The sequence below is a fragment of the Novosphingobium sp. BL-S-19 genome, assembly GCF_055521675.1.
This window is the reverse complement of record NZ_CM145497.1, coordinates 1138921-1164305: the sequence shown is the minus strand read 5'-3', so window position 1 is coordinate 1164305 and position 25385 is coordinate 1138921. Positions and strand designations below refer to the sequence as shown.

Here is a 25385-nt window from a genome sequence, read left to right as displayed (position 1 = left end):
CATCTTATCCCGCGATCACCCAGCTGATGGCGGCAACGACGCCGATCAGCATGACAAGTGCGTAGCTGTACAGATAGCCCGACTGGACCTTCTGCGCGTAAGTCGAACCCCTGGCGACGACCCAGGCCGCACCGTCGGGACCGAACTTGTCGATCACGCCGATATCCAGGACCTTCCAGAACACATTGCCGAACCAGAAAGCGGGACGGACGAAGATCGTGTTGTAGAGCTCATCGAACATCCACTTGCGGAACACGAAAGTGTAAACCGGCCCGAGCTGTTCGGCGACTGCCTTGGGGAACGAGAGGTTCTTCATGTAGCCGTACCATGCGGTCAGCAGGCCCAACGCCATCACCGTGAACGGTGCCCACTTCACCCAGGTCGGAACGCCATGCATCGCGTGGATCAGGTGTTCGTGGAAGACCAGTGCGCCCTTCCAGAACTCGCCCTCTCCTTCCGACACGAAGGCGTGCTGGAAGATGTAGCCGGCGAAGATCGCGCCCATCGAGAGGATGATCAGCGGCAGCAGCATGACCAGCGGGCTTTCGTGCGGGTGATAACCACCCGTACCGTCGCCGTGCTGCGAGTAGTCCGGACCGCGCGAGCCGAGGTCTTCGCTGGCGTGCGAATCTTCGTCCTCAGCATGATCGTCATGGGCATGTGCGTCATGAGCATGGTCGTCGTGACCGTGGCCGTGCGCGTCATGAACGGCGTGCTGAATGTGCTCCGACTGGATCCAGCGCGGCTTGCCGAAGAAGGTCAGGAAGACCAGGCGCCACGAATAGAAGCTCGTCATGAGCGCGGCAGCGATACCCATCCAGAAGGCGAAACCGCCAACCTGCGTACCCGAACCGAAGGCTGCTTCGAGGATCGCGTCCTTCGAGTGGAAGCCTGCGAAGCCGGCGAAACCAGCAATACCGACGCCGGTGATGGCCAGCGTACCCGCCGTCATCGCCCAGAAGGTGACCGGGATGTGCTTACGCAGACCACCGTAGAAGCGCATGTCCTGCTCGTGGTGCATCGAGTGGATGACCGAGCCGGCACCGAGGAACAGCAGCGCCTTGAAGAAAGCGTGCGTGAACAGGTGGAACATGGCCGCGCCATAAGCGCCGACGCCGGCAGCGAAGAACATGTAACCGAGCTGCGAGCAGGTCGAGTACGCGATCACGCGCTTGATGTCCCACTGGGTGCAACCCACGGTGGCAGCGAAGAAGCAGGTGCAGGCGCCGACGAAGGCCACGATGTGCATCGCGGTCTCGCTGGTCTCGAACATCGGCGAGAGACGGCAGACCATGAAGACGCCGGCGGTGACCATGGTGGCCGCGTGGATCAGCGCCGACACCGGGGTCGGGCCTTCCATCGCGTCCGGAAGCCAGGTGTGCAGGCCAAGCTGTGCCGACTTACCCATCGCGCCGATAAACAGCAGGATGCAGATCACCGTCATGGTGTCGAAACGGGCGCCGAGGAAGCCGATGGTCGAACCGGCCATGCCGGGCGCGGCATGCAGGATCTCGGGGATCGAGACGGTGCCGAACACCAGATACGTACCGAAGATGCCGAGCATGAAGCCGAGGTCGCCGACGCGGTTGACCACGAAGGCCTTGATCGCGGCAGCGCCGGCCGAAGGCTTGCGGAACCAGAAGCCGATCAGAAGGTACGAGGCCAGGCCCACGCCTTCCCAACCGAAGAACATCTGCACCAGGTTGTCCGCCGTCACCAGCATGAGCATGGCGAAGGTGAACAGCGACAGGTACGCGAAGAAACGCGGCTGATCCGGCTCCTCGCTCATGTAGCCCCACGAATAGAGGTGCACGAGCGCAGAGACCGAGGTGATGACCACCAGCATGACGGCGGTCAGCGTATCGACACGCAGCGCCCAGTCGAAAGTCATGGCGCCAGACTGGACCCACTTGAGGACCGGAACGACGCTGGCTTCGGCGTGACCGCCGAGGAACTGAAGGAAGATCGGCCACGACAGGGCACACGACACGAAGAGTGCGCCCGTCGTGAGAGACTTCGCGGCGACGTTGCCGAGCTGCTTGTTACCCAGCCCGGCGATTATCGCTGCCCATAATGGCAGGAAGACGATGATCAGGATCGACTGCAAGGCCTTATCCCTTCATCCGGTTGACGTCGTCGACGGCGATGGTGCCGCGGCCACGGAAGTAGATCACGAGGATTGCAAGCCCCACTGCAGCCTCGCCGGCGGCGACCGTAAGCACGAACATCGCGAAGATCTGACCCGTGAGGTCGTGCAGGGCCGCGCTGAACGCGACGAGGTTAAGGTTGACCGCAAGCAGGATCAGTTCGATCGCCATGAGCAGAACGATGACGTTCTTGCGGTTGAGGAAGATGCCGAGGACGCCGAGCACGAAAAGGATCGAGCTCACGACCACGTAATGTTCGATGCCGATCACAGCTGGACCCCCTTGCCGACTTCCGGCTTGACGTTCACGGTCGCTTCGTCGGGACGACGGGCGATCTGCTTGCTGATCTTCTGGCCGCGCGTGTCGCCACGCTGGCGATGGGTCAGCACGATGGCGCCGATCATCGCGACGAGCAGGATCAGGCCTGCGGCCTCGAACAGGAACAAGTAGCGGCTGTACATCAGCGCGCCGATTGCTTCGATGTTCGTGGTGCCGGCCGGAGCGGCGTTGGTGCCGTCAGGCGTGCCGAGAATGAGGCTGCCCGACTTGTAAGCGCCGATGCCAAGCACCAATTCGGCAAGCAGAATGACAGCGACGAGAATGCCGAGCGGGAAGTTCTTGACGAACCCGGCCCGCAGTTCGGCGAAATCGATGTCGAGCATCATGACGACGAACAGGAACAGCACCGCGACCGCACCGACATAGACGATGATGAGCAGCATGGCGATGAATTCGGCACCGGTAAGCACCATGAGCCCGGCGGCGTTGAAGAACGCCAGGATCAGGAACAGCACCGAGTGAACCGGGTTGCGCGAGAGGATCGTCGCAGCGGCCGACGCGATGGTCAGCGCAGCGAAGAGATAGAAGGCGATGGTCTGGATCATGTCCGCGGGCCCCTATCGATACGGCGCATCGGCTTCAAGGTTCGCGGCAATCGCACGCTCCCACTTGTCCCCGTTCGCCAGTAGCTTGGCCTTGTCATAGAGCAGTTCTTCGCGCGTTTCGGTCGCGTATTCGAAGTTCGGCCCCTCGACGATCGCGTCCACCGGGCAGGCTTCCTGGCAGAAGCCGCAGTAGATGCACTTCGTCATGTCGATGTCGTAGCGCGTGGTACGGCGCGAACCGTCTTCACGCGGTGCGGCTTCGATCGTGATCGCCTGCGCCGGGCAGATCGCTTCGCACAGCTTGCAGGCGATGCAGCGTTCCTCGCCGTTGGGATAACGGCGCAGGGCGTGCTCACCACGGAAACGCGGCGAAAGCGGGTTCTTCTCGAAGGGGTAGTTGATCGTCGCCTTGGGCTTGAAGAAATACTTCAAGGTCAGCCAGTGCGCCTTCACGAACTCCCAGAGCGTGAAGCTCTTTATGAGTTGTCCGACGGTCATTGGAAGTGTCCGGTAGCCATGAGGTAGCCGCTGACGAGAACAACGAACAGCAGCGATACGGGCAGGAAGACCTTCCAGCCCAGGCGCATCAACTGGTCATAGCGGTACCGGGGAACGGTGGCCTTGATCCAGCTGAACACGAAGAAGAAGAAGAAGACCTTGAGCAGGAACCAGATGAAGCCCGGCACGAGGTACAGAACGGGGATGTCGAGCGGCGGCAGCCAGCCACCCCAGAACAGCGTCGCGTTGAGCGCGCACATCAGGAGCACGTTGGCATATTCGCCCAGCCAGTAGGCGGCGAAGGCCATCGACGAGTATTCGGTCTGATAACCGGCGACGAGTTCCGATTCCGCTTCGGCAAGGTCGAAGGGGGCGCGCTGCGTTTCCGCAAGGCTGGAAATCAGGAACATCACCCACATCGGGAACAGCAGCGGGTTCGCGACGAAGCCGTTGATGATCCAAACGTGACCCTTCTGCGCCCAGACGATGTCGTTCATGTTGAACGTGCCCGCCCAGAGGACGACGGTAATCAGAATGAAGCCGATCGAGACTTCATACGAGATCATCTGCGCCGAAGCGCGCATCGCGGAGAAGAACGGGTACTTCGAGTTCGAAGCCCAGCCCGCCATGATCGTGCCGTAGACGCCCAGCGAACTGATCGCGAGGATGTAGAGCAGACCGATGTTGATGTTGGAGACGAAAGCGCCGGAGTTGAACGGGATCACCGCCCAGGACAGCAGCGCCAGCGTGAAGGTCACCACCGGGGCGATCAGGAACAGGCCCTTGTTCGCCGCCGAAGGAATGATCGTTTCCTGAAGGAAGACCTTCAGACCGTCCGCAAAGGACTGCAGCAGACCGAACGGGCCGACCACGTTGGGACCACGGCGAAGCGCCATGGCGGCCCAGATCTTGCGGTCGACATAGATGATCATGGCCACGGCCAGCATCAGCGGCAGCGCGATGAGCAGGATGCCGCAAACGGTGGCCACGAACCAGGCCCACTCGTAGCTCATCCCGAGAGTTTGGAAGAAAGCGGTCATTCCGCGGCCTCCGCCAGCTCTTCACCGCGCAGCAGTTCAGCCGAACAACGCTGCATGACGGCGCTCGCACGGGCGATCGGGTTGGTCATGTAGAAGTCCTTGATCGGATAAGCGATCTGACCGGCAGCGGAACCGCCGCCGTTGGGCAGAACGCTCCCGTAGTCGGCAAGACCTTCGCTGCCAAGTGCAGGAACTTCCTCGATCATTGCGTTTCGCAGTTGATCGAAGGTGTCGAAGCCCACGGTCACGCCGAAGGCATCGGCAAGTGCACGCAGGATCGTCCAGTCCTCACGGGCATCGCCCGGTGCGAAGACGGCCTTGTCGGCCCACTGCACGCGGCCTTCGGTGTTGACGTAAGTGCCCGCCTTTTCGGTGTAGGCCGAAGCCGGCAGGATCACGTCCGCCGCGTGGGCGCCCTTGTCGCCGTGGTGACCGATGTAGACGATCATCGAACCGGCGAACTGGGTGAAGTCCACTTCGTCGGCACCGAGCGCGAGCAGAACCTTGGGCTTGGCGGCGACGAGGTCAGCAATGCCGCCCTTCTGCGCGTAGCCGAGCATCAGGCCGCCCATGCGGGCTGCCGCCATGTGGAGGACGTTGAAGCCGTTCCACTTGGTGCCGTCTTCAAGATCGCGAACGAGGTTGAACTGGGCAGCGAGCGCGAGGCCCGCTTCCAGACCGCCACGGCCGAGCGCCGCACCGCCGAGGATGACTGCCGGACGCTTCGCGTTCGACAGCGCATCGGTGACGTTCTGCGGAAGATTGCCGAGGACCGAGAGATCCTCGCCGAGGAACTCGCCGCCGAAGGTGGTTTCCCACTCGGGACCGACGAGGACCACCTTGGCGCCGCGCTTGACCGCCTTGCGCAGGCGAACGTTGAGCAGCGGAGCTTCCCAGCGCACCTGGCTGCCCGCGATCAGGATCGCGTCAGCCGTCTCGATGCCCGAGAAAGTGGTGTTGAAGTTGACGGCAGCGAGGCTGTCGGTCGCGTAGTCCATCCCGGTCTGGCGACCTTCGATGAGCTTCGAACCGAGCGCGCCGACCAGCTTCTTGGCGGCGAACATCGTTTCGCAATCGACCATGTCACCAGCGACGGCGGCGATCGAGTTGCCCGGGTTCAGCGTGGCGATGGCGGCGAAAGCCTCGTTCCAGCTGACCGCGACGAGCTTGCCGTCACGGCGCAGGAACGGCTTGTCGAGACGGCGCTTGGTAAGCCCGTCGACCATGTAGCGCGCCTTGTCGCTGATCCATTCCTCGTTCACGTCATCGTTGTTACGAGGAAGCACGCGCAGCACTTCGCGGCCACGCGCATCGATGCGGATGTTGGCGCCGGTGGCGTCCGACACGTCGATGCCCAGCGTCTTCTTGAGTTCCCAGGGACGGGCCTCGAAGGCGTAGGGACGCGAGGTGAGCGCGCCGACCGGGCACAGGTCGATCACGTTGGCCGACATCTCGTGCTTGGCAGCATGTTCGAGGTAGGTCGTGATCTGCATGCTCTCGCCGCGATAGAGCGCGCCGATCTCGTCCACGCCGGCGATCTCTTCCGAGAAGCGCACGCAGCGGGTGCAGTGAATGCAGCGCGTCATCGTCGTCTTGATGAGCGGGCCCATGTACTTTTCAGTGACCGCGCGCTTGTTCTCGTCATAGCGCGAAGCGCCACGACCGTAAGCGACGGACTGGTCCTGAAGGTCGCACTCGCCGCCCTGATCGCAGATCGGGCAGTCAAGCGGGTGGTTGATGAGGAGGAACTCCATCACCCCTTCCCGCGCCTTCTTGACCATTTCGGAATCCGTGCGGATTTCCTGGCCTTCGGCGGCCGGAAGCGCGCACGAAGCCTGGGGCTTCGGCGGTCCGGGCTTCACTTCGACCAGGCACATGCGGCAGTTGCCGGCGATGCTCAGGCGTTCGTGGTAGCAGAAGCGCGGGATTTCCTTGCCGGCAAGCTCACAGGCCTGCAGCACGGTTGCGCCGGTGGGGACGTCGATCTCGACGCCGTCGACTTTGACCTTGGGCATTACTCGGCAGCCTCGCGGACGTTTTCGGCGATCCGGCGCTCAAGCTCCGGACGGAAATGACGGATCAGGCCCTGGATCGGCCACGCCGCAGCGTCGCCCAGAGCGCAGATGGTGTGGCCTTCGACCTGCTTGGTCACCTGCTGCAGCATGTCGATTTCCTCGACTTCCGCGTCGCCGGTGCGCAGGCGCTCCATCACGCGCCACATCCAGCCCGTGCCTTCGCGGCAGGGCGTGCACTGGCCGCAGGACTCGTGCTTGTAGAAGTACGAGATGCGGCTGATGGCGCGGACGATGTCGGTGGACTTGTCCATGACGATGACGGCAGCGGTGCCGAGGCCCGAACCGACGGCGCGCAGGCCGTCGAAGTCCATCGGTGCGTCCCAGATCTCGGCAGCCGGAACCAGCGGAACCGACGAACCGCCGGGGATCACCGCCAGCAGGTTGTCCTTGCCGCCACGAATGCCGCCGCAGTGACGCTCGATCAGTTCGCTGAACGGGATCGACATCTCTTCCTCGACCACGCAGGGACGGTTCACGTGCCCGCTGATCTGGAAGAGCTTGGTGCCCTTGTTGTTCTCGCGGCCGAAGCTGGAGAACCACGCGGCGCCGCGACGCAGGATGGTCGGCGCGACGGCAATCGATTCCACGTTGTTGACCGTGGTCGGGCAGCCGTAGAGGCCTGCGCCGGCCGGGAACGGCGGCTTCAGGCGGGGCTGGCCCTTCTTGCCTTCGAGGCTTTCGATCATCGCGGTTTCTTCACCGCAGATGTAGGCGCCGGCGCCGCGGTGGACGAAGACGTCAAAGTCATAGCCCGAACCGCAGGCGTTCTTGCCCAGCAGACCGGCTGCGTAAGCCTCTTCACGCGCCGCGAACAGGGTCTCTGCCTCGCGGATGTATTCGCCGCGAATGTAGATGTAGGCCGCGCGCGCACCCATTGCGAAGCCCGCGACCAGCGCGCCTTCGAACAGAAGGTGCGGGTCATGGCGCATGATCTCGCGGTCCTTGCACGAACCCGGCTCGGATTCGTCCGCGTTGATCACGAGGAAGCTCGGCTTGGGATTGCCGTGCTGGTCGAGCGGCGGCTGCTTGGGCATGAAGGACCACTTCATGCCAGTCGGGAAGCCCGCACCGCCACGGCCACGCAGACCCGAAGCCTTCATCTCGTCGATGATGGCGTCACGGCCGCGCTCGATCAGCGCCTTGGTGTTGTCCCAGGCGCCGCGCGCCTGTGCTTCCTTCAGGTTCCACGGCTGATAGCCGTAGAGGTTGGTGAAGATGCGGTCTTTATCGAGGAGAGCCATTACCACTCACTCCGATAGTCATGGTTTTCAGTGATCATGGCCGCCAGGTTGGTCGGCTCGCCCACCGGTTCGACGGTGTGACGGGCGGGGTCCTGGGTACCGGCCTTGGGCGTTTCACCACGAGCCAGCGCGTCCAGCACCGCGTTCAGGCGGTCGGAGGTGAGGTCTTCGTAGTTGTCGTCGTTGATCTGGACCATCGGGGCCGAGGCGCAGTTGCCCATGCACTCGACCTCGGTGAACGACCAGAGGCCGTCTTCCGAGATGTGGCCCTTCTTCATGCCGCGCGACTTGCAGGTCGCCAGCAGATCGTCCGATCCGCGCAGCATGCACGGCGTGGTGCCGCAGACCTGCACGTGGAAACGGCCGATCGGCGCGATGTTGTACATCGTGTAGAAGGTCGCGACCTCGACAACGCGGATGATCGGCATGTCGAGATAGGCGGCGATGTATTCCATCACCGGGATCGGCAGCCAGCCCTGCGTGTTCAGCTCGGCGCCAACCTGGCGCTGGGCGAGATCGAGCAACGGCATCACGGCCGAGCGCTGGCGCCCTTCCGGATACCGCGCGACGACTTCCTTCGCCTTTTCGGCGTTTTCCGGAGTCCAGGCAAAATTGCCCCAACGCGCCCGCAGTTCGGGCGTATCGGGTTCGATATAGCGGTCAGCCATGCTTACCTCTGCGCTTCAGCCACTGGTCCTGGCCGAAAAGAAACAATTCGAAACCGCCGATCGCAGTCACCATCATCGGCAGCACGGCCGAAGGCTGGAATGCGAGGTAGACGGCGGCAAAATACCAGACCGCGAGCGCCACACCGGTGACAGCGGCCCAGATGCGGGTCAGTTCGAGCGTATTGAACTTCACCGGAAGACCTCCCTCACCGGATGAACTCGACGCGGGAGCACTTGTCGCCCTCGAAGCTGTAGACAGCGAGAACGTCAAACGGCTCGACGAGATCGGAACCGTCCGTCGCCGGGCCGCGCGTCACGTGCTCGCGGAAGACGACATAATTGTCGGTCTCTTCGCGTGAGACGATCTCGGCCTTGTTCTCGGGCCACTTGGCGAAAGCCGTCTTGAGGCCCGAGCGCGTGCCTTCCTTGCCCTCACGAACCACGGCGCCGCGATAGTTCGCTTCGCTGGCTTCGTCGGTCATGTAAGTCACGTAAAGATCGGCGTCCTGCGCATTGTAGGCGGCGATCATGGCCTCGGCGATGGCGAGCTTGCTCAACGGTCGCACTCCCCGAACACCACGTCGATGGCGCCCAGGATGGCGGTCGCGTCGGGAAGCATGTGCCCCTTCGACATGAAATCCATCGCCTGCAGGTGCGAGAAGGCGGTTGGGCGGATCTTGCAGCGATACGGCTTGTTCGAGCCGTCCGACACCAGATAGACGCCGAATTCACCCTTCGGGCTTTCCGTGGCGACATAGACTTCGCCGGCCGGAACGTGGAAGCCTTCGGTGTAGAGCTTGAAGTGATGGATCAGCGATTCCATCGACTGCTTCATCTCACCGCGCTTCGGCGGCGTAACCTTGCGGTCGGACGAGGCGATGGGACCTTCCGGCATCTCGGCCAGGCACTGCTTCATGATCTTGGCCGACTGACGCACTTCCTCGACGCGGACCATGAAGCGGTCGTAGCAGTCAGAATTGGTGCCGACGGGGATCTCGAAGTCCATGCGGTCATAGACGTCGTAAGGCTGCGACTTGCGGATATCCCAAGGGATGCCCGCGCCGCGGATCATCGGGCCGGAGAAGCCCCATGCCAGCGCGTCTTCCTTGCTCACCAGCGCAATGTCGACATTGCGCTGCTTGAAGATACGGTTGTCGACCACGAGGCTCATCGCGTCCTCGAACAGCTCCGGCAAGCGGGTGTCGAGCCAGTCGGCGATGTCGGTCAGCAGCTTCAGCGGCACGTCCTGGTGGACGCCGCCGGGGCGGAACCAGGCCGAGTGCATGCGCGCGCCCGAAGCGCGCTCGAAGAAGTTGAGGCAGTCCTCGCGGATTTCGAACAGCCACAGGTTCGGGGTCATCGCGCCCACGTCCATGACGTGCGAGCCGATGTTGAGCATGTGGTTGCAGATGCGGGTCAGCTCGGCGAACAGCACGCGCAGGTACTGCGCGCGGATCGGAACTTCGAGGTTGAGCAGCTTCTCGACCGCGAGGACGTAGGAATGCTCCATGCCCAGCGGCGAGCAGTAGTCCAGACGGTCGAAATACGGCAGCGCCTGAAGATACGTCTTGTGCTCGATCAGCTTTTCGGTGCCGCGGTGCAGCAGGCCGACGTGCGGGTCGATGCGCTCGATGATCTCGCCATCGAGTTCCATGACCATGCGCAGAACGCCGTGGGCCGCCGGGTGCTGCGGGCCGAAGTTGATCGTGTAGTTGGTGATGACTTCGTCGCCGGTGGTCGGCGACTGCTCAAGCAACATGCTCACTTCGCCTCTCCTTCGGCCTTTTCATCGCCCGGGAGCACGTATTCGGCGCCTTCCCACGGGCTCATGAAGTCGAACTGGCGCAGATCCTGCGCGAGCTTGACCGGCTCGTAGACCACGCGCTGTTCCTCTTCCGAGTAACGCAGCTCGACATGGCCGGTGAGCGGGAAGTCCTTGCGGAACGGGTGCCCTTCGAAGCCATAGTCGGTGAGGATGCGGCGCAGGTCTGGGTTGCCGGCGAAGATCACGCCGTACATGTCGAACACTTCGCGCTCCAGCCAGCCCGCGTTGGGCCACAGCGTGGTCACGGTCGGCACCGGGGTGCTTTCGGCGGCGTTCACCTTCACCATCAGGCGATGGTTCTTCGTCACCGAGAGCAGCATGTAGACGACTTCGAAACGCTCGGCCCGCGACGGATAATCGACGCCGGCCATTTCCATCAGCTGCTGGTATTCGTGATGGTCACGCAGCAGCCGAAGGGCGTTTTCGATCTGGTCACGCGCGACGGTGAGCACGACTTCGCCATGCTCTTCCTTGCTCGCCTCGACCATGGTGCCCAGCGCGGCCGAGAGCGTCTCGATCACACCTTCATTCGAAGCGAACTTCGGGGCGGAATGCAGAACGGTCATCGTCGTCCTTACCTGGCAAGCGCGCCGACGCGGCGGATCTTACGCTGCAACTGCATCACGCCATAGAGCAGCGCTTCGGCAGTCGGCGGGCAGCCCGGCACGTAGATGTCGACCGGAACGATCCGGTCGCAACCGCGCACGACGCTGTAGCTGTAGTGATAGTAGCCGCCGCCGTTGGCGCACGAGCCCATCGAGATGACGTACTTCGGGTCCGACATCTGATCGTAGACCTTGCGGAGCGCCGGGGCCATCTTGTTGCAGAGCGTACCGGCCACGATCATCACGTCCGACTGGCGCGGGGACGCGCGCGGCGCGGCGCCGAAGCGCTCCATGTCGTAACGCGGCATGTTCACGTGGATCATCTCGACCGCGCAGCAGGCGAGGCCGAACGTCATCCACCACAGCGAGCCGGTGCGGGCCCACTGGAACAGTTCCTCGGTCGAGGTGACAAGGAAGCCCTTGTCGGACACTTCCTGGTTGAGGTCCTTGAAAAAGGACTGATCGGGCGGCGTGATCGCGCCGCCCTGGCTTGCAGCCGGCGCCAGAGGCTGGCCGGCGGAGTTCACGAGCGTGCTCATTCCCAGTCCAGAGCTCCCTTCTTCCATGCATAGGCGAGGCCGATGGCCAGTTCGCCCAGGAACACCATCATCGTCAGCCAACCGGCCCAACCGGTCAGCTTGAGCGAAACGGCCCAGGGGAACAGGAACGCGGCTTCAAGGTCGAAGACGATGAAAAGGATCGCCACGAGATAGAAGCGCACATCGAACTGGCTGCGCGGGTCTTCAAACGCGGGGAACCCGCACTCGTACTCGCTGTTCTTGTCGGCACTCGGATTGTGCGTGCCGGTCAGGCGCGAAACGGCCAGCGGCAGGAGCACGATCACCGACGAGAGCGCAAGCGCGATCACGAGGAAGATCAGAATCGGCAGGTATTGTGACAGATCAGTCAATGGTTCTGGCCTCATACCGGATTACGGCAGCCGGACTCATGCCATAAGGCAACGCCCGGTCGTTGCGGGCGTCCTTAGGCCAGCCCTCCCCCTATCGCAAGGTGTCCGATGGGAATATTCGGCCCGATTTCGCCGCGTTGCAACACGTTCGCAATAAGGGCACCTCCAGACACGGAACGCTACCATCGGGCATCATCCGGAAACCCGCAGAACCCTGCGGGATAGGCCGCATACTACCCGCAAACCCGCTTTCGCCTCACAGATGCAAGATTTCGCAGCCAGATTGCGAAAAACGACGCTGTCGGGAACTGCCCAACGCCACGGGGATGGAGCATCTTCCCGTCCATTATCGCCAGAGTCGCCAATTGCAATTGATGCAGCGCAACACTAGTTCACCTGCCAAGGATACCTGTTTTCCAGCGTGAAAGGCATAATAATGGCCCAGATCTCGGTTTCGGACCCGATTGTCATTCTTTCTTATGCGCGTACCCCGATGGGCGGCCTGCAGGGCTCGCTCGCGGAAGTTTCGGCCACCGACCTCGGTGCAACTGCGGTAAAGGCCGCCGTCGAGCGTGCCGGTGTTGCCGGTGACGACATCGAACGCATCTATATGGGGTGCGTATTGCCGGCCGGTCTCGGCCAGGCCCCGGCCCGTCAGGCGGCGATCAAGGCCGGCCTGCCGAAGTCGGTGCAGGCCACCACGGTCAACAAGGTCTGCGGATCGGGCATGCAAACGGTGATCATGGGCGCCGAGGCTCTCGCTTCCGGCTCGCTGGACGTGATCATTGCCGGCGGCATGGAATCGATGACCAATGCGCCGTACCTGTCGAAGAAGCACCGCTCGGGCGCACGCGCCGGGCATGACACGCTCTACGATCACATGTTCCTCGACGGCCTGGAAGACGCCTACGAAGGCGGCTCGATGGGCTCCTTCGCGCAAGTGACGGCCGACGAATACCAGCTGACCCGCGAAAACCAGGATGACTACTCGATCGAGTCGCTGCGCCGCGCGCAGGAAGCGATCGCCAACGGATCGTTCAAGGACGAAGTCGTCCCCGTCACCGTCAAGACCCGGAAGGGCGATCTGGTGATCGACACCGACGAGCAGCCGCCGAAGGGCAATCCGGACAAGATCCGCACGCTGAAGGCCGCGTTCGCCAAGGACGGCACGATCACCGCCGCCACCTCCAGCTCGATCTCGGACGGTGCGGCCGCCGTTGTCATGACCCGCAAGAGCGTGGCCGATGCCAAGGGCCTTGCCCCGGTCGCCACCGTGGTGGGCGTTGCCGCCCATGCGCAGGAACCGGCCAAGTTCACCACGGCCCCGGTCGGCGCGATCACCAAGCTGATGGACAAGGTGGGCTGGCAGCTGTCGGACGTGGATCTGTTCGAAGTGAACGAAGCTTTCGCCTGCGTCGCCATGTTCGCAATGCACGACCTTGGCATCCCGCATGACAAGGTCAACGTCCACGGCGGCGCGACTGCGCTCGGCCACCCGATCGGTGCTTCGGGCACCCGCATCATCGTCACCCTCATCAACGCCCTGAAGGAAAAGGGCCTGAAGAAGGGCGTCGCCTCGCTCTGCATCGGCGGCGGCGAAGCCACGGCGGTTGCAATCGAACTCGCCTGATCGGGCTCACACGGCTCTCAAGAAGAAACCCCCGCCGGCGACGGCGGGGGTTTTTCTTTTACGTCGAACGCTTGGTCCGGAAGTCTCAGAGTGCCGCCTCAAAATGCCCCTGCGGGCATTTTTCAAACGGACTCTCAGAGCGAGCCGGCGCCCCATAGCTGATCCTGTTCGACGAACCCCTTGTGCCCGGCAACGTCGAAGGGGCACCAGCCTTCCTTGCATTCGCCGAGCATTCCCACCACGCCGGGCTCGACGCGCCAGAGCATGGCGGACGATGCTTTCGGCTCGGCATGCATCTCGATCACGCCTTTGGAACGGACGATGGCCGAGCGCGAGCGGGACAACAGCAGATCGCGCATCCAGCCTTGCGCGCCGTCGGGATCCTCGACCAAGCGCCACGGACCTTCGCGCCGGATCACTTTCACCGGCAAATGCTGCCGGCGGTACACCCAGTCGATCCGGTAGGATTCTCCCGGCCCGACGCGAAGATTGGCGATATCGGCATCGATCGAGGCCCAATAGGGCACCTTGCCATCATCGGCGGCCGCGGCAGGGCTCGCCACGACAAAGGCCAGGCCGGCGGCAATCGCGGCATAGGCGGCCGCACGCAGCCGGAAGGTTTTTCCTCGAGACATGGCAGGTTCATACATTGCCGCATCGCCTTGCTTCAAGGCCGCTTGACCCGCCGCCTGTGGAAGGCCTAGCCCGTTTCCGACATGACCCTGGTTACCGAGACCGAATTGGCCCATCGCCCCGGTGGACGCCCTCGCGTCGTCGTCACGCGGCGCCTGCTTCCTGCGGTCGAGGCCCGGATGGCAGAATTGTTCGACGTGACGCTGAACCGCACCGATACGCCGATGTCGCGCGATGCGCTGGCCAAGGCGATGCAAGAGTGCGACGTCCTGGTCCCCACGGTAACCGATCGCATCGATTCGGATCTGATCGCCCAAGCCGGAGAAGGCTTCGGAATGATCGCCAATTTTGGGGCGGGCACCGAACATATCGACGTGGAAGCGGCACGCGCGCGCGGGATCGTCGTCACCAATACCCCCGGCGTCTTCACGGACGACACCGCCGACCTCACACTGGCGCTGATTCTCTTCACGATGCGTCGTTTCGGCGAAAATCAGGCATTGCTCCATGCGGGGCAATGGAGTGGATGGGGCCCTTCGGCGATGCTGGGCCACGGGCTTTCGGGCAAGCGACTCGGTATCGTCGGCATGGGGCGGATCGGCCAAGCCGTTGCCCATCGCGCGCGCGCTTTCGGGCTGGAAGTGACGTATCACAACCGCCGGCGGCTGCCTTCCGCGCTGGAAACCATGTTCGGCGCCCGTTTTGAAGCCGATCTGGACCGACTTGTCGCCGAAAGCGATATCCTGACGCTCCATTGCCCGGCCCTGCCCGATGGCGTGCCGCTGATCGACGCCGAACGCCTTGCCCGTATGAAATCCACGGCCTGCCTCATCAATACCGGCCGCGGCCGACTGGTGGATGAAGAAGCGCTGATCGCCGCGCTTTCCGAAGGGCGCATCGGCGGGGCGGGGCTCGACGTCTTCGCCAATGAGCCCGACATCGATCCCCGGCTGTTGGCCCTTCCCCGCCTTGTGGCGCTCCCCCACCTCGGCAGCGCCACGTTCGAGGGGCGCGGCGCGGCGGGTGAGCGGATCATCGCCAACATCCGCTTCTGGGTCGACGGCCATCGCCCGCCGGACCAGGTGCTTCCCGAATTGCCCTGATGCGCCCGGCGCCAACCCGGCAGCGCCGCTTCCCCCGCACGATTTCCTGCTCTAAGTCTTTCCCCGTGTTCGGCCGCTGCCTGAACCGTTCGGGGGGAATACCATGACCAAGCGCTACACGGTTCCCGTGGGGCTGCTGCTTGCAGGATTTGTGAATGCCGCGCCCTGCGCAGCGCAACCGGCTACCGGCCCGGCGCTCGTTGCAGACAGTGGCGATACGGCATGGCTTCTGGCTGCGACAGCGTTGGTCTTGCTGGCGGCGCTGCCCGGCATAGCGCTTATCCATTCGGCCCGATTGCGGGAAGGTAACGCCCTGTCGGTGATATTTCAGGCGCTTGCCATCGTTGCCGTTGTCACCCTGAGTTGGGTGGTCGTCGGCTATACGCTGGCCTTCGGTGACGTAAGCGGAGGCTGGATCGGGGCGGGCAACGCCTGGATGCTGATCCGGCTTGGCGTACTGCGGGTCGGCACCGCCGTGCCCGAAAGCGCCTTCGTGCTTTTCCAACTGGCTGTCGCCGCACTCGCCCCCGTGTTGATGACCGGCGCCTGGGCAGAGCGGGCCCGGTTCGGCTGGGTGCTGCTGTTTTGCGGATTATGGTCCCTGATGATCGGCGCGCCGGTCGCGCACTGGATCTGGGGCGGGGGATGGCTGGCCAGTTCGGTCGGCACGCTCGATTGGGCGGGCGGACTGGTGGTGTTCGTCGCGGCCGGCGTCTCCTCGCTGGTCGTTGCCATGATGATGGGCCGCCGGCTTGCCCCGCCCAGGGTCGGGAACCGCTCGCCCATGCCGCTCGTGGGCAGCGCGTTGCTGTGGATAGGCGGACTTGGACTTTGCGCAGGCTGGGCGCTGGCGGCCAACGATACTGCCGCCGCGGCTGCCATCAATGCCCACATCGCGATGGCAGCCGCGCTGCTGACGGGGCTGGGGGCCGCGCGCCTTGCCGGCGATCGCGCCCGGATGATTGCCGGCCCTGGCACCTTCATTCTGGCCGGCCTTGCCGCCATCGCGCCTGGCGCCGGTTACGTGTCCCCCGGCGCCGCGCTGGTGCTTGGCGTGGTTGGCGTGCTGATCGCATTGCCGGGCCTTGCCTTGCTCGGCCGCATGCGAATCGACGATGCACTCGGCATCTTTGCCTCGGCCGGGTTGGCCGGCGCGGCCGGGACTCTTCTGATAGGCGTTTTTCAAAACCCTCAGTTGGGCGGAACCGGATATGCCGCCGGCTACACGATGGTTTCACAAACCTTTGCCCAGGCAGTAGGGCTAGGTGTAGTTTGCCTGTGGTCTGCCGTGGTAAGCGCCATTGCCGCCCTGATGGCCTCGATCCTGTTTCCAATGCGCATGTCGGAAAGTGCCGAGCGCGCCGGACTGGATGCCAGCACCCACGGAATCGAAGCGATTTCATGAACGATACGCTTAAACTCTGGCTGACGCTCGCTACTCAGTCGGTACGTCGAACTTTCGTGGTATCGGGCCGAGCCACGCGCAGCGAATTGATCTCGTGGGCCGCCCTGGTCCTGCTGGTGGACACCGTTGCCGGCGCGGTCTCTTCGCTCACGGTTTCCGGCGCCACGCTGGAATGGACGCGGTTCGCCATTACCGTCCTTGCCATAATCCCCGGCTTTGCGCTGTTTGCGCGGCGTATGCATGACATCGGCTATCGTGGATGGTGGACCCTGCCGATGCCGCTCGTGGCCATCCAGAATCTGGCGCTCGAACTGGTTACACGCACCGCCGGGTGGCAAGCGCGCGGCAGCATGGAAGCCGTCACGCGCTATCTGGATTGGATCCTGTTTCCTGCGTTCGGCTTCGTCTACCTGATTTTGCTGCTGGCCCCCGGCACGAAAGGCGCGAACGGATACGGCCCCGATCCCAGGGCCGCATCCGTTTTGCCGATCACGACCATGACCGCCTGACGATTCAGCCCGGCTTCTTCGGCAGCGCAATCTCTGCCAGACCGGCACACATCAACGTGCCCTTCTGGTTCGCCATCTTGTGCTTGACCTGGACAAGGTGGCGGCCGTCTTCGTCCACCATCTTGTCCACCACTTCGGCCGTCTGGATCGTGACATCGCCGGAAAGCGCCGGGCCGCGATAGTTCGCGGTGGAGTGGACCACCATGCCCCATTCACCGGCCCATCCGGCCAGATAGTCCGTCACCCAGGCCCCCATCGAGGCGCCATAGCCATAAGCGCGCGGCATACCGATCTTGCGTGCATACTTGGGGAACAGGTGCCCGCGCGAGGGGCCGAAATAAGCCCCGTCGGTCAGTTCGGGGTTGATCCGCTCCATATGCGGATCGTTCTCGTGACCAGCCATTTCCGGCGTGAAGCCCAACGCGGCAAGATCGAGCTCGCGGCGATCCAGCGTGCCCCAGGTCGTGAAGAGATAGGAACGCCATTCGGTCGTGAAGCTGGCAACGGTGTGCGGCCCGAAAACGCGTTCGGGAAGCTGGTCGCCGATATTCACATCATCCCACCAGCGCTCCTTGTGACCCAGATCGTGAATCATCTGGATCCACGCGAACTTGCGCTCCTCCAGCTTCTCCAGCTCCTCGTCCGTCCATTCGGGTTCGTCGAACTCCGCCGTGTTGACGGTATCGCCGCCGGCATGGGCAAGATAGCGGATCGCCGTAGAGCGCTGCTTGGCAATCAGTTCGCCATGCTGATTGCGATAGAAGTTGTCGCCGCGCTGGAAGCAGGTGGGGCCAAAGCCCGTGTTCTTCACCACGTAGTCGAACGGAATGCGCTCATTGGTGACGGTGTCGCCCCCAAACACGCGGGGGCCGTAGTGCCAGAACTCGTCGCCGCCGAAGAGCAGGTGAGAATTGGGGATGCAGCCGACGCAAGAAGGCGCTGTGCCGTGGCCGTCGTCCATGACGATCGGAAAGCTTTGCGGCGCGACGAGACGGCCATAACGGCTTGCCGCGGCATAGGCAGGATCGAAGTGGAGCAGGTTTGCATAGTGCATCGCCTGAACCCATCGGCGGATGTCGTTGTTGCCCAGCGGTTCGCGGATCGGCGAGGAATCGATGACTTTGCCGAGGTACTGATCGATGTCCGAACAATCCAGCGTGGCGGTTGCCGCTTCGGCCATGGCGAAATCCTCTCCTGATCCAGGCCATTGCTTGGCCCATTAATGGTCGACAGTGCTGTCTATTACACCTCGCCATGCGAAGGTCACGCCTCAAAGGGACAGGTGCGTTGCGGTAACGCCGTGGCGCTATGCCGCTCTCGACAGGGTGACGGTAGCCGATTATGCCGCAATTTAATCGATCACTTAAACGGACCGGACATGACCCTGCCTGCGCCCTTCTCCCACCTGCGCCTTCCCGTGATTGCTGCCCCGATGTTCATCGTTTCCAATCCCGATCTGGTGATTGCCCAGCTTCGCGCGGGGATCGTCGGCAGCTTTCCGGCGCTCAATGCGCGGCCGGCCAGCCAATTGGACGAATGGCTTCACAGAATTTCCGAAGAAACATCGGGCTGCAGCGCGCCTCTTGCGGTCAATCTGATCGTCCACAAAAGCAACAACCGGCTTGAAGAAGACCTGAAGGTTCTGGAAAAGCACAAGGTGCCGCTGGTGATCACGTCGCTTGGGGCGATACCCGAGGTGAACGCCGCAGTGCATGGCTGGGGCGGATTGGTCATGCATGACGTGATCGACGATCGTTTCGCGCGAAAGGCAGTCGAAAAGGGTGCCGACGGACTTATCGCAGTTGCCGCTGGAGCCGGCGGCCATGCCGGAACGCAATCGCCGTTTGCGCTGATGCAGGAAATTCGCGCTTGGTTCGACGGCCCTCTGGCGCTTTCCGGCGCCATCGCCTGCGGCCGCTCGATCCTGTCGGCGCAGGCCATGGGCGCCGATTTCGCCTATGTCGGCAGCCCCTGGATCGCCACGACCGAGGCTAACGCGGCGGAAAGCTACAAGCAGGCCATCGTCGACAGCCATGCTGCAGACATCGTCTATTCCAGCCTCTTTACCGGGGTGCACGGAAACTATCTGCGCTCCTCGATCCTGGCCGCTGGCCTCGATCCGGCCCATCTGCCCGAGGGTGACAAGAACCAGATGGATTTCGGCTCCGGCGGCAACACTGCGGCAAAGGCGTGGAAAGACATCTGGGGCGCGGGACAAGGCGTAGGCGCGGTGGAACGGATCGAATCGGTTGCCGATCGCGTCGCCGCTCTGGAGGCGCAGTATCAGGCCGCCAAGATCGAGCTGAGCGGACGAACCGGCATTTGCTGAGGCACGGGGACGGGGTGCGTGACGTCTCTTGTCCCCGTCCCTGTTCCAAGCCAGAGCATATCCGCTGCGGCATCCAGATCGGAAAAATCGAGGTTCGCACTAAACGGATCATGCCGGTTCAGCTGCGGACGGACGGCCCGGCGAGAAAGCAAAAGCCGCCGCAGCGCACGGCGCAGAAAGGTAAGGCGCATCTGCGCTTCGGCCGCTGCGCCGCGCGGGTTCCGCGCCTTGCCCAAAAGCCACTGCGCCTCGATCTGCGAAACGCGTTCCATGACGAGTTCGGTGTAGCGGTTGTGCGGCCCCCTATGCAGCGGCAAGCCCATACGCAGCACCGCACGCTCGTTGCATGGCAGTAGCAAGCCGTTCTCGCGAAAATTGTCGAAATGGGCCCGCTCGTTGCCAACGGCTGCGAACATGCGTGCGAAGGCTGGTCTGCCCAGCAATTCTCGCGGCACCAGATGGTGCCGCTGGAGCCCGGGATCGTAGTCTGGGTGATGCCGCAGGTTCACCGCCCGAAAAGGTAGGGGCTTTCGCAGTGGTCTGCCGCCCCTTTCAATCCTGGCGCCAGATCCAGACCAGCCTGCCGACCTGCGAAGGTTCTGCAAGCAACCTTGTTCCCTCGATCGGCGTGGGCGACGTTACGGGTCCGCGACGCACAAGGTAATCGGCCACACGCAGGGCAAGCTTCAAGGTATCCGCCTGCGCTTCACCCTGCCGCGCTTCAAGTTGAAATTCCTGGCCGCAAAAGGCCTCCAGCCCCTGACTGGCAATGCTGCCGTCGTCCGCCTGCGCCAGCGCCGACAGACCCAAGGCCGGGAATGCGCCGCCGCTGAGCCAGTTCATCACGATCCGTACGAAATAGCCCGGCGCCATGACCGTGCCGGCCAAATGCCACACAACCGCCGAAACGGGCAGTTGCAGGCTCAGTGCGGCCGCGAGGCCCACCAGCGTGCGGACGACCGGAGGCATCGTTCCGCCCCCGGCGATATGGCCGCTCGGCATCAGATCAATCGCCTCAAGCTCGTCCAGCCTGGGTGGTGTTTCGAACCCATAGACATGGCACGAAGGCATAACCGAAGCGGCTTTGGCGGGCGCAAGGCCCGATATGTCGAAAGTGAGCCCGCTTGCGAGCAATTCGAGCCATCCCTGGTCGGCAGGTGGCCGATGGCTGACCCGTGCCGTCGGCGCGCCGCCGTCGTTTGCCGCCAGCACCCCTTCGATAATGGCAACCGACGGCCTGGACGGGGGGGCAAACAACAACGAAATGCCGGTGGAGGTCCCCGAACGCGATCGCGCGTCGTTATTGCGAAGCCCCAAGCTCACGGGATCATCCGTTTCCACGCGAACAATTGGCACCAATATTCAAGACTCGTCGAGTCCGATTCTTCACGATGAACAAGCATTAACCATGCCATCGCAGACTCTTCAGAAGATGCCCAGCGCCAGTCCTTCGGCAAAGACCATGCCCAGTTCACAACATGCATCGAGATCGCCGTGTGAAACCGTCTTTTCGGCAAGAATTTCTTTGGGCGTCTGCGCATTCACATGCACGATCAACGGATCCGCAACGCGCTTCAGCCGCCACCCGGTGACGATGCGGTCCACCTGAGCCTGTGCGCCCATGCCGTCGGTGCCGGCGGCAATGGCAGTGGCGTAGGGGCGCCCTTCAAGCCTGCCGAGCAGAGGGTAATAGCAGCGGTCGAACATCTCCTTCATCATTCCCGACATCGTGCCAAGATTCTCGGGACAGACGAAGATATATCCACTCGCGCCCAGTAGAATGGCCGGCATCGCCTCGGCGGCGGGAAGCAGGTACGACGATTGCCCTGCCCCTTCCGCGATGGCGATGGCCATTGCGCGCGCGGCGCCGGTGCGGCTGTGCCAGATGATCGCCAGCATGGTTCAGCCTTTCCAGCCAGCAGGCGGACGCATCGCTTGTTCCGCGCGTATCGTCATGGCAGCCCTCTCCTCGGCTTTTGCCGGTACTATACGCTCGCTTGAAGCGGTTCCCTAGTCATCAATGCCGCCAGAACACCCGCCATCGGCATATCCGCGTCTTCCCGTCTGCTTCGCGCTGGTATAACCGGCCTGAATGGCTTCCCGACCCGCATCCGTCTTCGGCGTAGATCGCTCGCTCTCCGGCAAATCCTGGCGCTGGCGCGGCGGCAACATGGACCTCTCCGAACCGGGTTCCGGCGTCGGCGGCGGGTCCATCGACGATATCGTCACCCAGTTGCTGCTTTCGCGCGGTGTCCCGCGTGAGGATCTGGACCGCCACCGCAACCCCTCGCTGCGTTCCTTCCTGCCGGATCCGTCGGAATTTCGCGACATGGATGCGGCTGCGGAGCGCCTGGCGCAGGCCGTGCTGACGGGCGAATCGGTTACGGTCTACGGCGACTACGACGTGGACGGCGCGACCAGCGCCGCCCTGCTGATCCTCCTTCTGCGCGAACTGGGGCATAAGGCACGGTACTATATTCCGGATCGCCTGCTGGAGGGGTACGGCCCGAGCGGAGAGGCATTGGTGCGAATCGCCGGCGAAGGGTCCAGCCTGATCGTCACTGTCGACTGCGGCGCCATGGCCTATGAAGCCCTGGAGATGGCCAGCAACGCCGGCGTCGACGTCGTGGTCGTGGACCATCACAAGTGCGCTGCGGTGCTTCCGCGCGCGATGGCGCTGGTCAATCCCAACCGACTGGACGAGAGCGAACTTGCCGCCGCGCACGGTCATCTCGCCGCGGTGGGCGTGGCTTTCCTGCTGGCTGTCGCCACCGTGCGCGTGCTGCGCCGCCAGGGATTCTTCACAAGCCGGCGAGAGCCTGACTTGTTTGCTCTGCTGGACCTCGTGGCGCTGGGCACCGTCGCAGACGTCGCCGCCCTGCACGGCCTCAATCGTGCGCTCGTCGCGCAGGGCCTCAAAATCATGGCTCGGCGCGACAATATCGGCATGTCGGCTCTGATCGACGCCAGCCGCCTCAATCGCGCGCCCACTTGTTCCGATCTTGGCTTCGCGCTCGGCCCGCGCATCAATGCCGGCGGCCGCGTGGGCGAATCGACGCTTGGCGTGCGCCTGCTCACCACGACCGACCCTGACGAGGCCCGTGACATCGCCGCCCAACTCTCGCGCCTGAACGATGAGCGCCGTGCCATCGAACAGGCCGTGCAGGAAGCGGCCGAGGCGCAACTGGCCGCGCAGCACAACCGCGCGGTCGTGGTTGTCGCAGGCGCGGGTTGGCACCCCGGCGTAATCGGTATCGTGGCCGGTAGAATCAAGGAAAAGACCGGAAAGCCGACATTGGTCATCGCCCTCGATGCCGACGAGGCAGGACAGGGCAAAGGTTCGGGCCGATCGATTTCCGGCGTCGACCTTGGCGCCGCCATCATCGCCGCGCGCGAGGCTGGTTTGCTGGTCGCCGGTGGCGGGCATGCCATGGCTGCCGGCCTCACCATCGCACCCGACAAGGTGGACGCTCTGGCCGAATGGCTGGATTCGCGCCTCGGCAACGACGTGGCCCTCGCCAGCGCCCATCAATCGATGCTGCTCGATCTCGCCCTCGCCCCCGGCGGCCTTACGCCCGAACTGGTGGAAACGCTGGAAAGCGCCGGCCCCTACGGCATGGGTTGGCCCGGCCCGCGCGTAGCCGTCGGCCCGGTCCGCGTGATCAAGGCAGATACCGTCGGCGCCGATCACGTCCGCCTGATCGTAAGCGGCAATGATGGCGGCCGCTTCAAGGCCATGGCTTTTCGTGCCGCCGAATCCGAACTGGGCCAGGCACTGCTCCACGCCACGCAGGGACGTCGGCTCTGGCTGGCCGGTCGCGCGAAAATCGACGATTGGGGCAGTCGCCCGCAGGCGGAATTGCACGTCGACGACGCGGCTTTCCTCGCCTGATTTCAACAACCGACACCCATAGCTCATTTTTCTCGTCAGAGGGGCTTGACCCCCCGGGGGACCACCGCTAGAGGGCCGGTCCTGCCTCCGGCGCAGCTCGGAATGGCCCCTTCGTCTAGCGGTTAGGACGCGGCCCTTTCACGGCTGAAACACGGGTTCGATTCCCGTAGGGGTCACCATTTCGGTGCGCTGAGTGCAGTTAAAATGCCTTTTCTGGCCCCTTCGTCTAGCGGTTAGGACGCGGCCCTTTCACGGCTGAAACACGGGTTCGATTCCCGTAGGGGTCACCATATCGACAGTCTCCGGACAGTCGCGACTGGTCTTTACGGCCCCTTCGTCTAGCGGTCAGGACGCGGCCCTCTCACGGCTGAAACACGGGTTCGATTCCCGTAGGGGTCACCAGTCTTTTCAAGCACTTAGCTTGCTTTCCGCCTCCTAAAAAATGACCGATCTAATATGGGTCTAATATCCGAGTGCGAGCAACCTCGGTCACCGGCGGACATCGAGCGTGGCCCAATGGTTCTTTTTTCCACAGCAAATCGTGATCTAGCAGACAAGCATTGCGGGAAGGCGGGCCCCGTTTCGTTGCTGATGCCGAACCCGCCCATCACGGCAGCCCCATCCTTGCTGGGCGGTCAGATCATCACATCATAACCGTTCCTCACGCTTGCGCTGTCGCAGCCACCAAGGACGCTATCACCTTCGCCGAGAAAGCGTTCGCACCGGATCATCTGTCCTCCGTGCGAGATCCTGCCGACGGCTATCTGTCGCGCGCCATTCCACTCGATGAAGGCATCGGCAACGAATTCGGGAAGAAGATCGCTTGATGAAACGCCCTGTTAGTGAGGGGGCATCATTGATTTCAGCCCGTCAGGTGGGCGGCATATGTCCAACTAAACGGCGTGCCGCTCCGGATCAAGCGCGCGCTGCACGCCGGCCACCACGGCTTTGCCGCCCTCGAGCGACGCGCGGATAAGCGCCTGCAGATGGTCGGTCGTGGCGCCCCGCGTTCCGATATAGCCCGAGCGGATCAGTTCCACGAACGGGTCGCCCCGAAGATAATGTCCATCAAGGCGCTGATAGCTGATCCTGAGGCCGCCCTTGGGACCAGCGAGTGTGCCGTCGCCCTTCAGATGATCGAGATGCCCAAGGCTCAGCAGCATGCCGGCCGATCTGGCCGAGGCATGGCGACGGACCAGCTTGAAGAAGAAGGCACCGGAGTGGAGGCGATAGGGGCCTTGTGGGTCGAGATCCCTATCGAATCTACGCATGCGCTCCATCTCGTCTTCGAACTGATCGTCGATGCGAACGATCCATTCCTCGTCGTCGAGTTCCTCGAAATCGAACAGGTCGGTCGTGATCGTGCGGCGGCCGCGCTCCTGCGGTTCGAGCATCTTGTATTGGACCATCACGAGGGCCCCGCGGGCCTCGTTGAAGTAAATGAGATCGACGCCGAACAACTGCTCGAGCGGCCGCTTGTTGGCCGTGAATACGTCGAGCTTGGCTCCGCGCTTCTCGAAGGTTGCGCGACCCGTCAGGTCGCTATCGGCCAGCGTCCAGCCCGGAATCCACCGCGCATCATGCTCGATGACTGCATCCTCCTGCAGCCTGACCGTCGCGACAGCGGTCGCATCGCTATGAAGCATTATGGCGCTTGCCCCTCCCAATAGCTCAGCCGAACTCCGTTCACCTCGGCGAACCGGTGCACGTAGCCAGCGGCCGCAACCCTGGCATGGTACGGTTCCTCGCCGCCTGATCCTTGTGCGCGTGCGTTGTGGCAAGCGAACAAGAGGGGCAGCGCGCAGCAAATGATCGCAAGCCGAGATGACGCGTTGCGACACCGTTCGCGGAAACGGCGTAGGTTGATCATAGGGCTCTCTGTCTGATGCGGTGATCGCGTCGAAGCGGCAACGTTCGGGAGCCGGCATTGTATCGAGCGCCGCTGAGGCTCATACTCGCGAACCAAAACGCGGTCGCAGGCAAGGATGCCA

Annotated in this window: 26 protein-coding genes, 3 tRNA genes and 1 pseudogene; 10 read left to right on the top strand and 20 right to left on the bottom strand. The window is 63.3% G+C overall.

The genetic code is table 11. The features are described 5' to 3' along the window. Positions 1-4: 4 nt before the first annotated feature. The 14 genes and pseudogenes from nuoL to ACZ1JV_RS04990 form a co-directional block, all read right to left on the bottom strand. Positions 5-2107: an NADH-quinone oxidoreductase subunit L gene (gene nuoL / locus ACZ1JV_RS05055; protein WP_465148618.1), complete on the bottom strand. Its 2103-nt coding sequence runs from the start codon at positions 2105-2107 to the stop codon at positions 5-7. A gap of 4 nt (positions 2108-2111) precedes the next feature. Next, positions 2112-2417, bottom strand: coding sequence for an NADH-quinone oxidoreductase subunit NuoK (gene nuoK / locus ACZ1JV_RS05050; RefSeq protein ID WP_465139919.1), 306 nt, complete (start codon positions 2415-2417; stop codon positions 2112-2114). Then, the gene (locus tag ACZ1JV_RS05045; protein ID WP_465148617.1) at positions 2414-3031 is read right to left on the bottom strand and encodes an NADH-quinone oxidoreductase subunit J; all 618 of its coding nucleotides are present in this window, start codon (positions 3029-3031) and stop codon (positions 2414-2416) included. The genes nuoK and ACZ1JV_RS05045 overlap by 4 nt, the downstream gene beginning before the upstream one ends. A gap of 12 nt (positions 3032-3043) precedes the next feature. Further along, on the bottom strand, positions 3044-3529 hold the full coding sequence (gene nuoI, locus ACZ1JV_RS05040) for an NADH-quinone oxidoreductase subunit NuoI (protein ID WP_142633994.1): 486 nt from the start codon (positions 3527-3529) through the stop codon (positions 3044-3046). Then, complete coding sequence (gene nuoH, locus ACZ1JV_RS05035; protein ID WP_465148616.1) at positions 3526-4569, bottom strand: NADH-quinone oxidoreductase subunit NuoH; 1044 nt, start codon at positions 4567-4569, stop codon at positions 3526-3528. Before nuoH ends, nuoI begins: the two co-directional genes overlap by 4 nt. Continuing rightward, positions 4566-6584, bottom strand: coding sequence for an NADH-quinone oxidoreductase subunit NuoG (nuoG, locus tag ACZ1JV_RS05030; RefSeq protein WP_465148615.1), 2019 nt, complete (start codon positions 6582-6584; stop codon positions 4566-4568). The genes nuoH and nuoG overlap by 4 nt, the downstream gene beginning before the upstream one ends. Then, positions 6584-7885 (bottom strand): NADH-quinone oxidoreductase subunit NuoF, encoded by a 1302-nt coding sequence (gene nuoF / locus ACZ1JV_RS05025; protein WP_465139923.1) that lies wholly within the window; start codon positions 7883-7885, stop codon positions 6584-6586. The genes nuoG and nuoF overlap by 1 nt, the downstream gene beginning before the upstream one ends. Next, on the bottom strand, positions 7885-8553 hold the full coding sequence (locus ACZ1JV_RS05020; RefSeq protein ID WP_132385490.1) for a complex I 24 kDa subunit family protein: 669 nt from the start codon (positions 8551-8553) through the stop codon (positions 7885-7887). Before ACZ1JV_RS05020 ends, nuoF begins: the two co-directional genes overlap by 1 nt. Then, positions 8546-8746: a hypothetical protein gene (locus tag ACZ1JV_RS05015; protein ID WP_465139925.1), complete on the bottom strand. Its 201-nt coding sequence runs from the start codon at positions 8744-8746 to the stop codon at positions 8546-8548. Before ACZ1JV_RS05015 ends, ACZ1JV_RS05020 begins: the two co-directional genes overlap by 8 nt. A gap of 13 nt (positions 8747-8759) precedes the next feature. Further along, positions 8760-9110, bottom strand: a complete 351-nt coding sequence (locus tag ACZ1JV_RS05010) for a nuclear transport factor 2 family protein (protein ID WP_334185217.1) — start codon at positions 9108-9110, stop codon at positions 8760-8762. Beyond that, a complete protein-coding gene (locus tag ACZ1JV_RS05005) occupies positions 9107-10312 on the bottom strand; it encodes an NADH-quinone oxidoreductase subunit D (RefSeq protein WP_465149781.1) in 1206 nt (401 codons plus the stop codon). The genes ACZ1JV_RS05010 and ACZ1JV_RS05005 overlap by 4 nt, the downstream gene beginning before the upstream one ends. A gap of 20 nt (positions 10313-10332) precedes the next feature. After that, positions 10333-10944: pseudogene (locus tag ACZ1JV_RS05000) on the bottom strand (NADH-quinone oxidoreductase subunit C); the annotation flags it as partial. Between the two features lie 8 nt (positions 10945-10952). Then, positions 10953-11522 (bottom strand): NuoB/complex I 20 kDa subunit family protein, encoded by a 570-nt coding sequence (locus tag ACZ1JV_RS04995; protein WP_395332955.1) that lies wholly within the window; start codon positions 11520-11522, stop codon positions 10953-10955. Further along, positions 11519-11893: an NADH-quinone oxidoreductase subunit A gene (locus tag ACZ1JV_RS04990; protein WP_142634012.1), complete on the bottom strand. Its 375-nt coding sequence runs from the start codon at positions 11891-11893 to the stop codon at positions 11519-11521. Before ACZ1JV_RS04990 ends, ACZ1JV_RS04995 begins: the two co-directional genes overlap by 4 nt. Before the next feature lie 436 nt (positions 11894-12329). Between ACZ1JV_RS04990 and ACZ1JV_RS04985 the strand changes: the two genes are divergently transcribed. Further along, positions 12330-13523, top strand: a complete 1194-nt coding sequence (locus ACZ1JV_RS04985; RefSeq protein ID WP_465148614.1) for an acetyl-CoA C-acyltransferase — start codon at positions 12330-12332, stop codon at positions 13521-13523. Positions 13524-13657: 134 nt separating this feature from the next. Here the strand turns inward: ACZ1JV_RS04985 and ACZ1JV_RS04980 are convergent, their stop codons facing one another. Further along, complete coding sequence (locus ACZ1JV_RS04980; protein ID WP_465148613.1) at positions 13658-14194, bottom strand: SH3 domain-containing protein; 537 nt, start codon at positions 14192-14194, stop codon at positions 13658-13660. A gap of 45 nt (positions 14195-14239) precedes the next feature. Here ACZ1JV_RS04980 and ACZ1JV_RS04975 point away from each other — a divergent pair, with 45 nt between their 5' ends. The 3 genes from ACZ1JV_RS04975 to ACZ1JV_RS04965 all read left to right on the top strand — a co-directional run bounded on the left by ACZ1JV_RS04975 (position 14240) and on the right by ACZ1JV_RS04965 (position 17173). Next, positions 14240-15259 carry a 2-hydroxyacid dehydrogenase gene (locus ACZ1JV_RS04975; protein WP_465139929.1) on the top strand — a complete coding sequence of 340 codons (1020 nt, stop codon included), beginning with the start codon at positions 14240-14242 and terminating at the stop codon, positions 15257-15259. Between the two features lie 103 nt (positions 15260-15362). Next, positions 15363-16664, top strand: a complete 1302-nt coding sequence (locus tag ACZ1JV_RS04970; protein WP_465148612.1) for an ammonium transporter — start codon at positions 15363-15365, stop codon at positions 16662-16664. Next, positions 16661-17173: a DUF805 domain-containing protein gene (locus ACZ1JV_RS04965; RefSeq protein WP_465148611.1), complete on the top strand. Its 513-nt coding sequence runs from the start codon at positions 16661-16663 to the stop codon at positions 17171-17173. Before ACZ1JV_RS04970 ends, ACZ1JV_RS04965 begins: the two co-directional genes overlap by 4 nt. Positions 17174-17177: 4 nt before the next feature. Here ACZ1JV_RS04965 and ACZ1JV_RS04960 read toward each other — a convergent pair whose 3' ends face one another. After that, a complete protein-coding gene (locus ACZ1JV_RS04960) occupies positions 17178-18353 on the bottom strand; it encodes an FAS1-like dehydratase domain-containing protein (protein ID WP_465148610.1) in 1176 nt (391 codons plus the stop codon). A 198-nt stretch (positions 18354-18551) separates the two neighbouring features. Between ACZ1JV_RS04960 and ACZ1JV_RS04955 the strand changes: the two genes are divergently transcribed. Further along, positions 18552-19502 (top strand): NAD(P)H-dependent flavin oxidoreductase, encoded by a 951-nt coding sequence (locus tag ACZ1JV_RS04955; RefSeq protein ID WP_465149780.1) that lies wholly within the window; start codon positions 18552-18554, stop codon positions 19500-19502. Here ACZ1JV_RS04955 and ACZ1JV_RS04950 read toward each other — a convergent pair. From ACZ1JV_RS04950 to ACZ1JV_RS04940, 3 genes are all read right to left on the bottom strand, one after another. Continuing rightward, positions 19457-19957, bottom strand: a complete 501-nt coding sequence (locus ACZ1JV_RS04950; RefSeq protein WP_465149779.1) for an AHH domain-containing protein — start codon at positions 19955-19957, stop codon at positions 19457-19459. The two genes, ACZ1JV_RS04955 and ACZ1JV_RS04950, sit on opposite strands and share 46 nt — an antisense overlap. Before the next feature lie 97 nt (positions 19958-20054). Further along, on the bottom strand, positions 20055-20825 hold the full coding sequence (locus ACZ1JV_RS04945; protein WP_465148609.1) for a hypothetical protein: 771 nt from the start codon (positions 20823-20825) through the stop codon (positions 20055-20057). Positions 20826-20927: 102 nt separating this feature from the next. Beyond that, on the bottom strand, positions 20928-21401 hold the full coding sequence (locus tag ACZ1JV_RS04940) for a flavodoxin family protein (protein ID WP_465139934.1): 474 nt from the start codon (positions 21399-21401) through the stop codon (positions 20928-20930). A gap of 193 nt (positions 21402-21594) precedes the next feature. On the opposite strand from ACZ1JV_RS04940, the gene recJ reads away from it, so the two are divergent. The 5 genes from recJ (at position 21595) to ACZ1JV_RS04915 (ending at position 24221) form a co-directional block, all read left to right on the top strand. Further along, positions 21595-23394, top strand: coding sequence for a single-stranded-DNA-specific exonuclease RecJ (gene recJ / locus ACZ1JV_RS04935; protein WP_465148608.1), 1800 nt, complete (start codon positions 21595-21597; stop codon positions 23392-23394). Between the two features lie 104 nt (positions 23395-23498). After that, a tRNA-Glu gene (locus tag ACZ1JV_RS04930) sits at positions 23499-23573 on the top strand. 36 nt (positions 23574-23609) lie between these two features. After that, positions 23610-23684 (top strand) — tRNA-Glu (locus ACZ1JV_RS04925). A gap of 37 nt (positions 23685-23721) precedes the next feature. Then, positions 23722-23796: transfer RNA gene (locus tag ACZ1JV_RS04920), tRNA-Glu, on the top strand. A 158-nt stretch (positions 23797-23954) separates the two neighbouring features. Further along, entirely contained in the window at positions 23955-24221 is a 267-nt protein-coding gene (locus tag ACZ1JV_RS04915; protein ID WP_465148607.1) for a hypothetical protein, read from the top strand. A gap of 66 nt (positions 24222-24287) precedes the next feature. Here ACZ1JV_RS04915 and ACZ1JV_RS04910 read toward each other — a convergent pair whose 3' ends face one another. Beyond that, positions 24288-25040 (bottom strand): hypothetical protein, encoded by a 753-nt coding sequence (locus ACZ1JV_RS04910; RefSeq protein ID WP_465148606.1) that lies wholly within the window; start codon positions 25038-25040, stop codon positions 24288-24290. Positions 25041-25385 lie beyond the last annotated feature (345 nt).

Excerpts from the sequence above, each read along its gene's own strand:
- ACZ1JV_RS04975 (WP_465139929.1), top strand. The coding sequence starts at position 14,240 with ATGACCCTGGTTACCGAGACCGAATTGGCCCATCGCCCCGGTGGACGC.
- ACZ1JV_RS04995 (WP_395332955.1), bottom strand. The coding sequence starts at position 11,522 with ATGAGCACGCTCGTGAACTCCGCCGGCCAGCCTCTGGCGCCGGCTGCA.
- nuoF (WP_465139923.1), bottom strand. The coding sequence starts at position 7,885 with ATGGCTCTCCTCGATAAAGACCGCATCTTCACCAACCTCTACGGCTAT.
- ACZ1JV_RS05045 (WP_465148617.1), bottom strand. The coding sequence starts at position 3,031 with ATGATCCAGACCATCGCCTTCTATCTCTTCGCTGCGCTGACCATCGCG.
- ACZ1JV_RS04910 (WP_465148606.1), bottom strand. The coding sequence starts at position 25,040 with ATGCTTCATAGCGATGCGACCGCTGTCGCGACGGTCAGGCTGCAGGAG.
- ACZ1JV_RS04955 (WP_465149780.1), top strand. The coding sequence starts at position 18,552 with ATGACCCTGCCTGCGCCCTTCTCCCACCTGCGCCTTCCCGTGATTGCT.
- ACZ1JV_RS05020 (WP_132385490.1), bottom strand. The coding sequence starts at position 8,553 with ATGGCTGACCGCTATATCGAACCCGATACGCCCGAACTGCGGGCGCGT.
- nuoG (WP_465148615.1), bottom strand. The coding sequence starts at position 6,584 with ATGCCCAAGGTCAAAGTCGACGGCGTCGAGATCGACGTCCCCACCGGC.
- ACZ1JV_RS04985 (WP_465148614.1), top strand. The coding sequence starts at position 12,330 with ATGGCCCAGATCTCGGTTTCGGACCCGATTGTCATTCTTTCTTATGCG.
- ACZ1JV_RS04965 (WP_465148611.1), top strand. The coding sequence starts at position 16,661 with ATGAACGATACGCTTAAACTCTGGCTGACGCTCGCTACTCAGTCGGTA.
- ACZ1JV_RS05005 (WP_465149781.1), bottom strand. The coding sequence starts at position 10,312 with ATGTTGCTTGAGCAGTCGCCGACCACCGGCGACGAAGTCATCACCAAC.
- nuoI (WP_142633994.1), bottom strand. The coding sequence starts at position 3,529 with ATGACCGTCGGACAACTCATAAAGAGCTTCACGCTCTGGGAGTTCGTG.
- ACZ1JV_RS04970 (WP_465148612.1), top strand. The coding sequence starts at position 15,363 with ATGACCAAGCGCTACACGGTTCCCGTGGGGCTGCTGCTTGCAGGATTT.
- ACZ1JV_RS04960 (WP_465148610.1), bottom strand. The coding sequence starts at position 18,353 with ATGGCCGAAGCGGCAACCGCCACGCTGGATTGTTCGGACATCGATCAG.
- recJ (WP_465148608.1), top strand. The coding sequence starts at position 21,595 with ATGGCTTCCCGACCCGCATCCGTCTTCGGCGTAGATCGCTCGCTCTCC.
- nuoH (WP_465148616.1), bottom strand. The coding sequence starts at position 4,569 with ATGACCGCTTTCTTCCAAACTCTCGGGATGAGCTACGAGTGGGCCTGG.
- ACZ1JV_RS04940 (WP_465139934.1), bottom strand. The coding sequence starts at position 21,401 with ATGCTGGCGATCATCTGGCACAGCCGCACCGGCGCCGCGCGCGCAATG.